Here is a 13,041-nt window from a genome sequence, read left to right as displayed (position 1 = left end):
ATTTCCGCTTGCCCTCAGGGCCTGATTACTTTTGGAGGATCTAATATAGGGGAATACCCATATTGAAGCAATAGAAATAAAATCACTCTGTCCCATTTAAATTAGGGAGGAGTGAAGACTAATCTCAATAAAAGGGACATAGTCAGAGTTTGATGATGGTAAGGCTAAGGATAAGATACCTTTAATAAACTCTAAGCTATTGAATTAGTTGAAATTAATTTTTTAGGCCGTCCACGGCGTCGTATCAATACCTGCTCAGGATTGTCTTTAAACAGCTTTTCTGCGTAACTATCGCTGATCCAAGGCTTAGATCTCACTAGAGCCTCGGTGATTTGCTGATCCTCCCAATGAGGCGCACCCTCTTTCACGAATGCTGCCCATCGCATTTGCCTCTCAAAAGGAGTATTACCCAAGCTCCAAAAATGCTGATGGTCAACCAACCAAGGCTCTGCATTACCGCCAATATGGGAAGTAAAACTAGTCCAAGTGGAAGCCTGCGGGCTTGACTCAAAACCAGATCTCACGGGATTGAGCTCAATGAAGCGTTGGCAGCGTAAAAAATAATCTGGATCTATTAAGGAGGAGCGGTAGCGTCCCTCCCAAATCGTTCCTGAGCGTTGCTGCTGTTGATTGAAATACTGGGCATAACGCCTACCTAGAGATTGCATTGTCTTTGCAAGTGAATCTGCGTTCTGAGGGGTCATTAAGAGATGCACATGATTTGGCATCAAGGCAAATGCATGTACCGCACTACCAAATTGCTTGGCAGCCTCTCGTAACCAATCTAAATAGATGCGGCGATCTGCGTCACCAAAAAAAAGTGTTTCTCGATTATTGCCGCGCACCATCACATGCATTGCTTGACCGGGAATAATGGTACGCGCTTGCCTTGCCATTGCTAAAGCGAACTACTGCAGTTCGCGCACGCCGCCGTTATTAGAAAACTCAGGAATAAACCAATCACCATCCACCTGCGTAACGCCTGGAGGCACTTCTCGGCCTTGTTGCGGCTCATCCCTCAAAGCGGTACCCATATAAGAGATCCACATTGGCAAAGCAAGACCGCCACCAGTTTCACGATCACCCAAACTCGCGGGCTTATCAAAACCAATCCAGGCAATGGCTACTACCTTTGGGTTATATCCCGCAAACCAAGCATCATGAGAATCATTAGTTGTGCCTGTTTTACCAGCGATATCACTGCGACCCAATTTGGCTCTGGCACTTCCTGCTGTGCCAGTTTTCGTAACCTCTTGCAACATGCTATCCATTACAAAGGCAGTTCTCGCATCTAACACTCTGGGCGCATCTTCACGCGCACGAGTAGGCTTGGCCTCAAACAAAACTGTGCCTTTTGAATCCGTCATCTTGTTTATCAAGAATGGATCGACACGATAACCACCATTGGCAAATACGCTGTAAGCAGATGCCATTTGCAAGGGGGTTACTGAACCCGCGCCCAAAGCCATTGTTAAATAAGGTGGATGCTTTTCTGCTTCAAACCCAAAGCGCTGAATATATTCTTGAGCATATGAAGGTCCAATGGCACGAATCAATCGCACTGAAACTAAGTTTTTTGATTTAGCCAAAGCAGTACGCAAACGCATCATGCCTTCATACTTGCCATCATAGTTCTTCGGGTCCCAAGCTTGGCTGCCAGTCTCCATGCTGCCAATAGATAGTGGCGCATCGTTCACCATCATGCCTGGATAAAAACCTTTTTCAATTGCAGCAGCGTAAATAAATGGCTTAAAGGATGAGCCCGGTTGCCGTTGCGCCTGAGTCACATGATTAAATTGATTGCGACGGAAATCAAAGCCGCCTACTAAGGAGAGAATTGCGCCCGTCTCAGCATTCATAGAAACAAAGGCAGCCTCAACTTGCGGCAATTGCGCTAACTTCCAAACACCGCCATCGGAGAGTAATCTAACAATCGCACCAGCGCGCAAACGTTTTTTGGGTTGAGTACTATCCGTTAATGAAGCAGCTGCAAGCTTCATGCCCTCACCCTTAAGCGTGATCGTATCTCCAGTAGAAATCATCACTTGCATTTCTTTTGGCTTGATATCAAGCACAACACCGGACTGCAAATCATCTAACTGAGGGTAAGCCAATAAAGCCTCGTCAATCGCGCGTTGACGCAGCACAATATCTTCTGGCAAAGTAATAAATCCCTCTGGCCCACGGTATGCATGACGTAAGTCGTATTCAAAAATACCGCGACGCACTGCTTTATAAGCTGCGTCTTGGTCTGCCTTCAAGATCGTGGTGTAGACATCTATACCCTGAGAATAAATTGCTTCACCGTATTGTGTGAATAGTAGTTGACGCACCATCTCAGAAGCGAAATCAGCACGAGTACTAAATTCATTTCCAAGTCCGCGAATGCGCAACTCTTCAGCCATAGCAATTTGATACTGCTCGGGAGTGATGTACGACAAATCACGCATCCTCTGCAAAATATATTCCTGCCGAATCTTGGCACGACGGAAATTGCTAACAGGGTTGTATGCCGATGGCGCCTTAGGCAAGCCCGCTAACATAGCCGACTCAGCAATCGAAATATCCTTTAATTCTTTACCGAAATAGATTTGAGCTGCACTAGAAAATCCATAAGCTCTTTGCCCTAAAAAGATCTGATTCATGTAAATCTCAAGAATTTTGTCTTTACTTAATTGAGACTCGATTTCCCAAGACAAGAGAACCTCATAAATTTTGCGACTAAAGGTCTTTTCATTGCTGAGGAAGAAGTTTCGAGCCACCTGCATCGTGATAGTTGATGCGCCTTGGGAGAGATTGCCACGTAAATTGGTAAGGGTGGCTCTCAAGATACCCACGTAGTCCACGCCACCATGAGAGTAGAAGCGATCATCCTCAATGGCCAAAACTGCATTACGCATCGTTATTGGAATTTCATTCAGAGGGATCACCTTACGGCGCTCCTCGCCAAACTCACCGATCAGCACTTTGTCAGCTGTATATATGCGCAATGGTGTTTTGGGGTTGTAATCAACCAAGGCCGAGATCTTCGGCAAATTCGGCTTTGCTATTAAGAAGGCATATCCCAGCAACAAGGTAACAACCACCGCAAAAACCATGCTGATGATCAAAAGTGCTTTGATGAGCGGATTGCTTCCGGATTTATTGGCCGAGAATGACCCCCCTCTTGGCAGACTAGGACGTCTATCAGGCTGTCGGTTAAACCGCCTGTTTAATGGCGGCTTGTCTTTTGGGGGGAGTGCCATATTCAAATTATAGGGTGCTTACGTAATTCCCCCTCCAGGTCTACAACCTCTCCTTTCACTGACTGCCTAGTGCTTTTCTGACGCTCAATTCCGCTTTCCCTGATCGCCTTTCCCGTCACCAAGACGAACAATATGGCATGCCTCCACGCCACATTTCCCCCCAATCTTTTGATGACATTCTGAGTGAGCTAGGAGATGACCCCGCCATTCCAGATCCCCATGGAATTCGTAAAACTAGCTCTCCACCCAGGATGGATACACCACCCCAAGCCAAGACCCCAAAGCCCCCTTTTTCGAATAAATCGTTTGAGCTGAGAGGAATCAATTTAAGTCCGATTTGGATAACCGCAGGAATGCTGTTGATCAGTGCTGGCGGCGTCTTTTTTTATTTTGAATCCAATCAGCATGGGGCTGAACAAGAAATAAATACACTTCAAAGCCAACTATTAGCCCTCAAAGAAGAATTGGAGTCCTCTCAAAATGAATGGCGTTCTGAGAGAGAAGATCTATATGAAGTATTAGATGAAATAGAAGTGAGTATTCACTCAATTAAGATAATGCTGCCAATACAGGCTACTCAAAGCAAGCCAGCCGCCATCCCGCATGAAGCAGAGCTTCGTCGTTGGAGGTATCTAGGTATTACTCGGATGGGGTCTGCTGAGCAGGCTTTTTTTCATACCGGCAAGTCTACGAAGATGGTGGGTAAAGGGGATCTGGCTTTAGGGGAATGGCGCCTCACTCAGGGTGAAAAAGAGCTGGCCATCTTGACTCATTCCAAAGGTAAATCCATCACCTTTAAATCTACTAACTCAGAATGACTCTATTGAAGATCTTACAGAAATCCCGCGCCACCTTACTCCCCCTGATGCAGGTTTTTTTGCTCAATTCTGCGCAAGGAAATCTCCCTGAGGTGAGACCCCCAAGCACTATTAAAGAGAGTCGAATTAGCCTTCAATTTAGCCAAATTGAAATAACTGAGCTTTTGCAGGTTTTGGCCAAAATGGGGAATACCAACTTTCTCCTCAGCGAATCCATTCAGGGCAAAATCTCGGTCGACCTCAAGGACACCCCTTGGCAGACCGCTCTCCATTCGATACTGGCTAGCCGAGGATTGCGCCTTGTCCGCAATGGCGATATTTACTGGATTGGTCCACATGCAGAAATTCAAAGCTTTCAAAAATTTCGTCGGGAGGATGCCGCCCTCCCTTTTGGGGGTGATCATATTAATAGCCCCCGTCAGATCCTGATAGAAGCGCGCATCGTCGAAGCTGATCAGCGCTTTGCCCGTGAACTTGGCGTGAAGTTGGGATATCAAGCCAATGGCATTGGCAATCATCCAGACCAAAGCGCAAGTGCAAACCTAGACCTTGCAGGAACCGGCTTAGCCGGCTTTAATCCAGCCACATTGGCTGCCACCTTAGTTTCCAAGAATGCGGCACGACTTTTGCAAATAGAGCTCTCAGCACTTGAGTCAGATGGCCAGGGCAAGATTCTCTCGAACCCCCGCATTATGACTGGCGATCAAGTCAAAGCCACGATTGAGCAGGGAACTGAACTACCCTACCAAGTCAGCTCTCAAAGTGGAAGCAAATTACAGTTTCGCAAAGCCAATTTACGCCTCGAGGTCTTACCCAAGATTCATCCCGATGGAAAGATCTCCATGTTGGTTGGGATCAATAAAGACACCATTGGCATGAAAACTGAACAGGGCTATGCGATTGACACCAAAAATCTCAGCTCTGAGGTTACCGTTGAAAATGGGGGTACGGCCATCATTGGGGGCATCTTTCAAACCACTGAACGCGATGACGAGATCAAAGTTCCACTCCTAGGCGATATTCCATTGATCGGGCATTTATTTCGCCATAAGTCCAAATTGGCAGATAAAACTGAACTATTAGTCTTCTTAACCCCCACCGTGCTGGACAAACACTAATAAAATCACAGGGTGAACTCTTCATCCAACAATATCTTTCTCATTGGCCTCATGGGCGCTGGGAAGTCGACCGTCGGTAAATTGCTAGCCAAGAAATTAGGGCGCCGCTTTTTAGATGCTGACCATGTGATTGAAGATCGTTGTGGAGTCAAGATTCCCGTCATCTTCGAAATGGAGGGTGAAGAGGGGTTTCGCAAGCGCGAGGCTCAAGCCATCAATGACATTACGGCCGAACAGGATGTCATTTTGGCAACTGGTGGCGGTGCTGTACTCCTGCCTGAGAATCGTCAGCTCCTTAGCGAAAGAGGAACAGTAATTTATCTCCACGCCAATCCCATGGAGTTGTGGTTTCGCACTAAAGGTAGTGAAAGTAGACCGCTACTTAAAAATGGTGATGCAAAAAAAATTCTAGAAAACCTGTACACAATTCGTGATCCCTTGTATCGCGAAATCGCTGACTACGTTATTGAGACTGGAAAACCCAGCGTAAATCAGCTAGTCAATACTTTAATCATGCAACTCGAACTCTCTGCATAAATTTATCTATGAAAACATTAGAAGTTGATCTAGGCAATCGTAGCTACCCCATTCATATTGGTACGGATTTAATCGATCAAGCAGAATTATTTAGCGCCTGTGAAAAATCAACATCGATTTATATTGTTACCAATACGACTGTTGCCCCTCTATATGCAGGGCGTCTCACCAAGACTTTAGAGAAACTAGGTAAGCCTGTCAGAACGATTGTCTTGCCTGACGGAGAGTCTTATAAAGACTGGAAAAATCTTCAGTTGATTTTTGATGACCTCCTCAAGTTTGGCGCTGATCGTCAAACTATGTTGGTGGCTTTAGGTGGTGGCGTAATTGGAGACATGACTGGTTTTGCTGCTGCCAGTTTTATGCGCGGCATTCGTTTTATTCAAGTCCCAACAACTTTGCTAGCCCAGGTGGACTCCTCTGTGGGCGGCAAGACGGGCATTAACCATCCGCTCGGGAAAAATATGATCGGGGCGTTTCATCAGCCAGTAACAGTGATTGCCGACCTCAATACTTTAAAGACATTGCCTGCACGCGAACTGTCTGCAGGCCTAGCTGAAGTAGTTAAGCATGGTGCTATTGCAGATGCTGAATTCTTAAATTGGATTGAAGCAAATGCAAAAGCATTGCTAGCCTGCGACACCGAAGCAATGGCGCATGCGGTCTTACGGTCTTGCGAAATTAAATCAGCCGTCGTGTCAGCCGATGAAAGAGAGGGTGGCATTCGTGCCACATTGAATTTCGGGCATACCTTTGGTCATGCAATTGAAGCGGGTATGGGTTATGGCGAGTGGTTGCATGGTGAAGCTGTTGGCTGCGGCATGGTCATGGGTGCAGACCTCTCAAGACGCCTGAACTTCATCACTCAAGATGAGGCCAAGCGCCTCACTCAAATCATTCAATCCATGAATCTGCCGATAGCGCCGCCCAAGTTTGGCGCCCAGCGTTATATGGAATTAATGCAAGTGGATAAAAAGACTGAGGGCGGACAAATCCGCTACGTCGTTTTAGAAAAGATTGGTAAAGCCCAAATTAAAAGCGTTCCCGATGCTCAGGTTATCGAAACCCTAACAGCGACCGGGGCAGCTTAATTCCTGGTTTGCTTATTTCTGAAGTGGGCCAATAGTAATCGCCTGGCCAGCTTGAGCACTGGCAAATTCGGACAAGTCGCCTAGTATTTCTCGCCCAGTTTTAGTATCCAGCCATAGTGGTGAGGCTACAGTACCGGCCCAACGGTAGTGATAACCGCCAGATTTAGCCGCCACCCAAATCTCATGCAAAGGGGGCTGGGTGTTCACCACTATCACGCTACGATCCCTGAACCGAATATTGATCACATTTCCACCCTGGCGCTCCACATCCAGATCGAGGTCTAGCGCATCGTCTGCGGCTTCTAGGGCTACTTCTATCGACTCCAATAAATTACTACCCAACTGATGAAATTGCTTATCGTCAATCGTTTCTACAGTTAAATTGCTTGGCTTCATATTAGAGTCCTGCATGCTATATTCAATCATTCGTTTTAGAGACATTCATGATAGCGATTCTTAAAAGAACTCTTGGCATTAGCCTTCTAATATCCCTTGTTGGATGTGGGGTTAGAGGGCCCTTATATTTGCCAAATGTACCGCCAGCACCTAGCCCTCCTGCTGAGCCAGAACCCAAAGGCAAGCTCTATCCACCCCAAAGCCCTGTTGCAACTAACCCATCACCGGCCAAGCAATGACAAGTAAAGCGATTCCACTCCCCGACTTAGCTGGATTTACAGAACGAAATGGTACTTGGTATGCAGAGGAAATCCCTTTGTCAGATTTGGCAAAAGAATTTGGTACTCCACTTTATGTGTACAGCAAAAAAGCATTAACTGAGGCTTATCAGGCCTACGATAAGGCTTGCGTAGATTCCTCTGGCAAAAGACGAGCTCGCGTTCACTATGCGATGAAGGCAAATAGCAACTTAGCGGTGATTGATTGCTTTAAAAAATTAGGCTCTGGCTTTGACTTAGTCAGCGGCGGTGAATTAGCGCGCGCCCTTGCTGTTGGTGCAGATCCAAAAAGTTTTGTATTTGCAGGTGTTGGTAAATCTGCTCATGAAATTACGCAAGCTTTGAGGGCCGGCGTTAAGTGTATCAACGTAGAATCGATTGCTGAGCTCCATCAAATTAATCGGGTTGCTAATAAGCTCAATTGCCGCGCCCCAGTTTCTTTGCGCGTGAATCCCGATGTAGACGCACAAACGCATCCTTATATTTCTACTGGATTAAAGGGTAATAAATTTGGCATCGCTTACCACGAGGTTTTAAAAACATATCGTGAAGCTGCATTACTGTCACAAATTGATGTAGTTGGTATTGATTGCCATATCGGCTCACAAATCACAAACACTGCACCCTATCTTGATGCGCTTGATAAAGTGCTCGAGCTAGTGACTCAATTGAAAAAAGAAGGTATTGAAATCCACCATCTTGATTTAGGTGGAGGTCTTGGTATTTCTTATGGCGACGACAACCCACCTGATATTACTGAGTTCACCAACACCTTACTCAATCGTGTTGCTGAACGTGGCTTTGGGCATCTCGATATAGTCTTAGAGCCTGGTAGATCCTTGGTAGGCAATGCTGGCGTGCTCTTGACCCAAGTGGAATACCTCAAGCCTGGATCTGAGAAAAACTTTTGCATTGTGGATGCAGCAATGACAGAGTTAATGCGCCCAGCGCTCTACGAGGCTTATCACGGGATCGTTCCAGTACAAACTAAGCAAGTTGCAAGTTCGACTTATGACGTCGTCGGACCCGTATGTGAATCTGGTGATTGGCTTGGAAGAGATCGCCAGCTTGCGGTTGAAGAAGGTGATCTGCTAGCCATCCTATCTGCTGGTGCCTATGGCTTTGTGATGGCATCTAATTACAACACTAGGCCAAAGCCTGCAGAAATTATGGTTGATGGTAAGAATGCGTATGTCATTCGTGCGCGTGAGAATATTGCCGATCTCTTTGCTAGTGAAACCACCTTACCAAATTAATACTGCTATTGAATTAACTTCTCTTGGTAAATTCCAAGCAATAAAAAACCCCGCGACATCAGCGGGGTTTTTTATTGTACTTAAGCAGGAATTAATACAAGCCTGCCATGTAGTCAGAAACAGCTTTCATCTCTTGATCAGAAAGTTTCGTAGCAATTGATGTCATCTGAGTGCTATTTTTACGAGCGCCTTCACGGAAATTGACTAGCTGATTGTAGGAATATTCAGCCCACTGTCCACCTTGACGTGGATATTGCGCAGGGATACCTGCACCATTAGGGCTATGGCAGCCAGCGCATGCTGGAACACCCTTCGATGCAATACCGCCACCATAAATGCTCTTACCTAATGTAAGAGCATCTTTGCTTTGGGCAACACCCTGAGATGGAGCCTGCTGAGAAAGGAAGGTACCGATATTGATCATATCTTGCTCATTTAAAGGCATAGCCATGCCCATCATGATGGCATTGGCCCTGGTACCTTCTTTAAAGTTCTTTAACTGTTTTGCTGTGTATGCAGCATGTTGAGCAGACAACTTCGGCCAAGTAGCGACAGCACTCTGACCCTTGGGTCCATGACATGTAATACAGGCTACAACTCCGCGAGTTGCGTCTCCAGCGTTATAGAGTGCTTCACCAGCAACGACATCCACTTTTGGCTTAGCTGGAGCAGCAGCCTTTGCTTCTGCATCTGGGGCCATGGGTGCCGGATCAGCGGCAAGAGCTTGTGGTGCAAGACCGCTTAGAGCGAAAATAGAGAGAACTGCAAAGCCAGCACGTAAGCTAGTTAATTTGGAGATTTTAGGGGTTTGACGCATTATGTTTACCTTGGCAAAAATTCTTAAAAATGTTTGGGCCCTTCTTTTTACAACTTTCACCCAACATTATGAGATATTTATTGATTTTGCGTGATTTTACAATAGCTTCTGGACATGTCTAAACTCTTTCAAGCCCGCTTTGCGACCACAGTCAATGACACCCATTGCCTGCCTGCCACTCCGCTCCGAGAAGTCGCTTTTGCTGGGCGCTCCAATGCGGGTAAATCTAGCGCAATTAATGTGCTTTGTAACCAAAAACGCCTTGCTTTTGCCAGTAAAACGCCTGGGCGCACCCAGCACATCAACTATTTTGGCCTTTTTGCAAAAGACGATCTCCTAGCCTATTTAGTGGATTTGCCTGGCTATGGCTACGCCGCCGTCAATCATGAGACCAAGTACCACTGGAATGCCCTTCTCAGCGATTACCTGCAAGAGCGGGAACAACTAGTAGGCATGGTACTGATTGTGGACTCTAGGCGCGGCATTACCGAATTAGACGAGCAAATGATTCAGTGGTTCGTCCCAACCGGCAAACCCATCCATATTTTGCTTAGCAAGTGCGACAAACTCAATAAAAGTGAGTGTAAGCATGCCTTAGAAGCGGTACGCAAACAATTACAGCAATATGATCCGGCGCTACCTGATGGTAATGGTGATTCCAAGAAACTTACGGCACAATTATTCTCAAGCACCAAGCGCATTGGTCTTGAAGAGGCCGACAATATTGTTATTAAATGGTTATTTGCAGCGGAGACTCAAGAAGATGAAATCACAAGCTAACTCTATATTGAGCTTCCCGGCTCATCGCCCTCGTCGTATGCGACGCGATGATTGGTCACGTCGCCTGATGCAAGAAAATCAACTCAATGCAAGCGACCTGATTTATCCAGTATTTTTACTCGAGGGTACAAATCAATCTCAAGCCGTTGCTTCTATGCCTGGGGTTAATCGCGTATCACTCGATTTACTTTTTAACGTTGCCGAGGAATGTATCTCCTTAGGTATTCCCGTGTTGGCAATCTTTCCGGTCATTGATGCGTCCCTCAAAACACCTGACGGTAAAGAAGCATTTAATCCAAATGGCTTAGTTCCAAACGCAGTGCGCGAGCTCAAGAAACGCTTTCCTAATTTAGGCATCATGACCGATGTAGCACTTGACCCGTACACAAGCCATGGTCAAGATGGCGTCTTGGATGATCAGGGTCGAATTCTGAATGATGAGACTACGGCAATCTTGGTACAACAAGCTGTTGCTCAAGCACAAGCTGGTGTTGATATTGTTGCGCCATCAGACATGATGGATGGCCGTATCGGAAAGATTCGTGAAGCCTTAGAGCAAAAGAATCTGATTCATACCCGCATCATGGCTTACTCAGCTAAATATGCCTCGGCTTTTTATGGCCCATTTCGTGATGCAGTGGGCTCAGCGAAAAACTTAGGTAAGGCCGATAAAAAAACCTACCAAATGGATTGTGCCAATACCAACGAGGCTTTGCGGGAAGTTGCGCTCGATATTAGTGAAGGTGCTGATATGGTAATGGTTAAGCCTGGCATGCCTTACCTAGACATCGTTCGTAGAGTGCGTGATGAATTCAACTACCCGACTTACGCTTATCAAGTGAGTGGTGAGTACGCCATGCTCAAAGCCGCCGCACAAAATGGTTGGCTTGATCATGATGCGGTGATGATGGAATCCTTGCTCGCGTTTAAGCGTGCTGGTGCTGATGGTATCTTGACTTACTTTGCACTTGAGGCTGCGCACTTAATCAAAACAAGCAAATAATCTGTGCTGATTCAATTTTAGGCGGTTTAATTTCCTAGTACTTTTTTCAAACGCTCAACAAAACGTTGTGGTGGCATGTAGCCAATTACCCGTTGATCTTTTAACTCTCCTGAGTTGAGATCAAAGATCAGAATTCCAGGTGGGCCAAACAATCCAAAGCGTTTCAGTAAGGCCTGATTCTCAGCATTGTTCTTGGTTACATCAGCCTGTATCAAAATAAACTTCTGTAATTCTTGATTCACTTCAAGGTTGGCAAAAGTATTTACCTCCATCTCCTTGCAAGAGATACACCAGTCTGCATAAAAATCCAAAAGTACTAGTTTCTTTTGTTCTTTTGCTTGGGATAAAAATTGGTCTAACTGTGCACTAGAATCAATTACGACAAAACTAGCTTTTCCGATCTGATGTTGACGCTGACCATTGACCATTGTCTTGCCCGCCTCACCACTACTACTTTGCAATAAGGGGGAAGCGATCCAGGCAGCGGTTGCGACCAATAAAACACCTAATGTTCTTTGTAACCAAACCATCCAAATTCCGGTTGATGGAATCAAGATGCGAGCCTCAATGGCAATAAACAGAAGTGGCAATCCCATGCCTAAAGCCATAACAAAAAGAAGTCCTGCCCCTAGGCTCATTGAGCCTGTTTGAGCAATAAATGCAAGGACTCCAGCCAACGGGGCTGTAATGCAAGGGCTCGCAACTAATGTGGAGATTCCACCCAAAGCAAAGGCACCCGCAAAGCTGCCCCCCTTGTGACGTCCTGCTAATTGATCTATTTTTTGCTGCCATGACTGGGGCATTCTGAGCTCGTATAGGCCGAATAGACTCCCTGATAAGGCCAGCAGCAGTAATGCAAACGCGATGAGCGCTATAGGGCTTTGTAAGGCTCTCTGAACGCTGCCGCCTAGGGCGGCCATCAAGACCCCCGCTAACGCATAGACACAAGCCATTCCAAGTACATAGGCGGTCGCCAAGAGGCTTGCACGACCCTTAGCAATGGATTGCTTACCCTGCACTCCAAACACGATGCTCGACAAGATTGGCAACATTGGAAGAACGCAAGGCGTAAAAGCTAACGCCAGGCCCAAAATGAAGAATGCCAAGAATAGATATGCTGTGGGCGTGCTCTCTAAAAAACGACTAATGACATTAACATCATCACGCTCACGCCAAACGTCCATCAAGCTCAATGCTGTTTTTGAATCCTTGCTTGCCTTATCTCCATCCAATACTTCAGGTATCGGCCGAGCCTTTACTCCGGGGCCTGAAAGTAAAAATTTCAGGGTCATTGGCGGATAACAAATTCCAGCTTCAGCACATCCTTGTAATTCCAACTCCAGGTAGAGCGGCTTTCCTACTTCAGCTTTTTTATCTAAGGTAATAAGAAATGCTTGTTTGTAAACTTGCATTTTCTTTTGAAAAGTTGCGTCATACTTTTCAATCCCAGTGGGGAGCGATACCCTTACAAGCCCTAATTTATTGGGCTCGGAACCCATCTTGAAATGGAGGGATTCCTGATAGATGTAGTAACCCTTGGCTGGGAAAATCTCTATCTCGACATCATTTGTATTGGCTACCCATGTCGCTTCAGCCTGAAATGCTTTTTCAGGAGGGAGGAATTCCGATGCTGCAAATGCATTACTAATAACAAAAAGCAATGCAGCTGCTAGAGGAATAAATTTACTCAGGAATCTCATAG

At 46.0% G+C, this 13,041-nt stretch carries 13 protein-coding genes; 8 read left to right on the top strand and 5 right to left on the bottom strand.

Annotated elements, in window-relative coordinates; genetic code table 11:
• Window positions 1-191: 191 nt before the first annotated feature.
• Together C2747_RS00500 and C2747_RS00495 are read right to left on the bottom strand one after the other, a co-directional pair.
• A complete protein-coding gene (locus C2747_RS00500; RefSeq protein WP_215331787.1) occupies window positions 192-896 on the bottom strand; it encodes a transposase in 705 nt (234 codons plus the stop codon).
• A gap of 12 nt (window positions 897-908) precedes the next feature.
• The gene (locus C2747_RS00495) at window positions 909-3,245 is read right to left on the bottom strand and encodes a penicillin-binding protein 1A (RefSeq protein ID WP_215331786.1); all 2,337 of its coding nucleotides are present in this window, start codon (window positions 3,243-3,245) and stop codon (window positions 909-911) included.
• A 137-nt stretch (window positions 3,246-3,382) separates the two neighbouring features.
• On the opposite strand from C2747_RS00495, the gene C2747_RS00490 reads away from it, so the two are divergent.
• The 4 genes from C2747_RS00490 to aroB are packed head-to-tail and all read left to right on the top strand — an operon-like array spanning window position 3,383 to window position 6,809.
• Window positions 3,383-4,063 carry a hypothetical protein gene (locus C2747_RS00490; protein WP_215331785.1) on the top strand — a complete coding sequence of 227 codons (681 nt, stop codon included), beginning with the start codon at window positions 3,383-3,385 and terminating at the stop codon, window positions 4,061-4,063.
• Complete coding sequence (locus tag C2747_RS00485; RefSeq protein WP_251374768.1) at window positions 4,060-5,181, top strand: secretin GspD/PilQ domain-containing protein; 1,122 nt, start codon at window positions 4,060-4,062, stop codon at window positions 5,179-5,181. The genes C2747_RS00490 and C2747_RS00485 overlap by 4 nt, the downstream gene beginning before the upstream one ends.
• A gap of 12 nt (window positions 5,182-5,193) precedes the next feature.
• Window positions 5,194-5,718: a shikimate kinase gene (locus C2747_RS00480; RefSeq protein ID WP_215331784.1), complete on the top strand. Its 525-nt coding sequence runs from the start codon at window positions 5,194-5,196 to the stop codon at window positions 5,716-5,718.
• 8 nt (window positions 5,719-5,726) lie between these two features.
• On the top strand, window positions 5,727-6,809 hold the full coding sequence (aroB, locus tag C2747_RS00475) for a 3-dehydroquinate synthase (RefSeq protein WP_215331783.1): 1,083 nt from the start codon (window positions 5,727-5,729) through the stop codon (window positions 6,807-6,809).
• A gap of 12 nt (window positions 6,810-6,821) precedes the next feature.
• Here aroB and cyaY read toward each other — a convergent pair whose 3' ends face one another.
• The gene (gene cyaY, locus C2747_RS00470; protein WP_215331782.1) at window positions 6,822-7,205 is read right to left on the bottom strand and encodes an iron donor protein CyaY; all 384 of its coding nucleotides are present in this window, start codon (window positions 7,203-7,205) and stop codon (window positions 6,822-6,824) included.
• Between the two features lie 47 nt (window positions 7,206-7,252).
• Here cyaY and lptM point away from each other — a divergent pair, with 47 nt between their 5' ends.
• Window positions 7,253-7,444 carry an LPS translocon maturation chaperone LptM gene (gene lptM, locus C2747_RS00465; RefSeq protein ID WP_215331781.1) on the top strand — a complete coding sequence of 64 codons (192 nt, stop codon included), beginning with the start codon at window positions 7,253-7,255 and terminating at the stop codon, window positions 7,442-7,444.
• Entirely contained in the window at window positions 7,441-8,739 is a 1,299-nt protein-coding gene (gene lysA / locus C2747_RS00460; protein ID WP_215331780.1) for a diaminopimelate decarboxylase, read from the top strand. Before lptM ends, lysA begins: the two co-directional genes overlap by 4 nt.
• 91 nt (window positions 8,740-8,830) lie before the next feature.
• Here lysA and C2747_RS00455 read toward each other — a convergent pair whose 3' ends face one another.
• A complete protein-coding gene (locus C2747_RS00455; RefSeq protein WP_215331779.1) occupies window positions 8,831-9,556 on the bottom strand; it encodes a c-type cytochrome in 726 nt (241 codons plus the stop codon).
• A gap of 114 nt (window positions 9,557-9,670) precedes the next feature.
• Between C2747_RS00455 and yihA the strand changes: the two genes are divergently transcribed.
• Window positions 9,671-10,336: a ribosome biogenesis GTP-binding protein YihA/YsxC gene (gene yihA / locus C2747_RS00450; protein ID WP_215331778.1), complete on the top strand. Its 666-nt coding sequence runs from the start codon at window positions 9,671-9,673 to the stop codon at window positions 10,334-10,336.
• A gap of 7 nt (window positions 10,337-10,343) precedes the next feature.
• Window positions 10,344-11,339 (top strand): porphobilinogen synthase, encoded by a 996-nt coding sequence (gene hemB / locus C2747_RS00445; RefSeq protein WP_215333002.1) that lies wholly within the window; start codon window positions 10,344-10,346, stop codon window positions 11,337-11,339.
• A gap of 26 nt (window positions 11,340-11,365) precedes the next feature.
• On the opposite strand, the gene dsbD is transcribed toward hemB, so the two are convergent.
• The gene (gene dsbD, locus C2747_RS00440) at window positions 11,366-13,039 is read right to left on the bottom strand and encodes a protein-disulfide reductase DsbD (RefSeq protein ID WP_215331777.1); all 1,674 of its coding nucleotides are present in this window, start codon (window positions 13,037-13,039) and stop codon (window positions 11,366-11,368) included.
• Window positions 13,040-13,041: the final 2 nt, after the last annotated feature.

This window comes from Polynucleobacter corsicus (assembly GCF_018688255.1).
GTDB lineage: Bacteria > Pseudomonadota > Gammaproteobacteria > Burkholderiales > Burkholderiaceae > Polynucleobacter > Polynucleobacter corsicus.
This window is presented reverse-complemented; position numbering and strand designations above follow the sequence as displayed.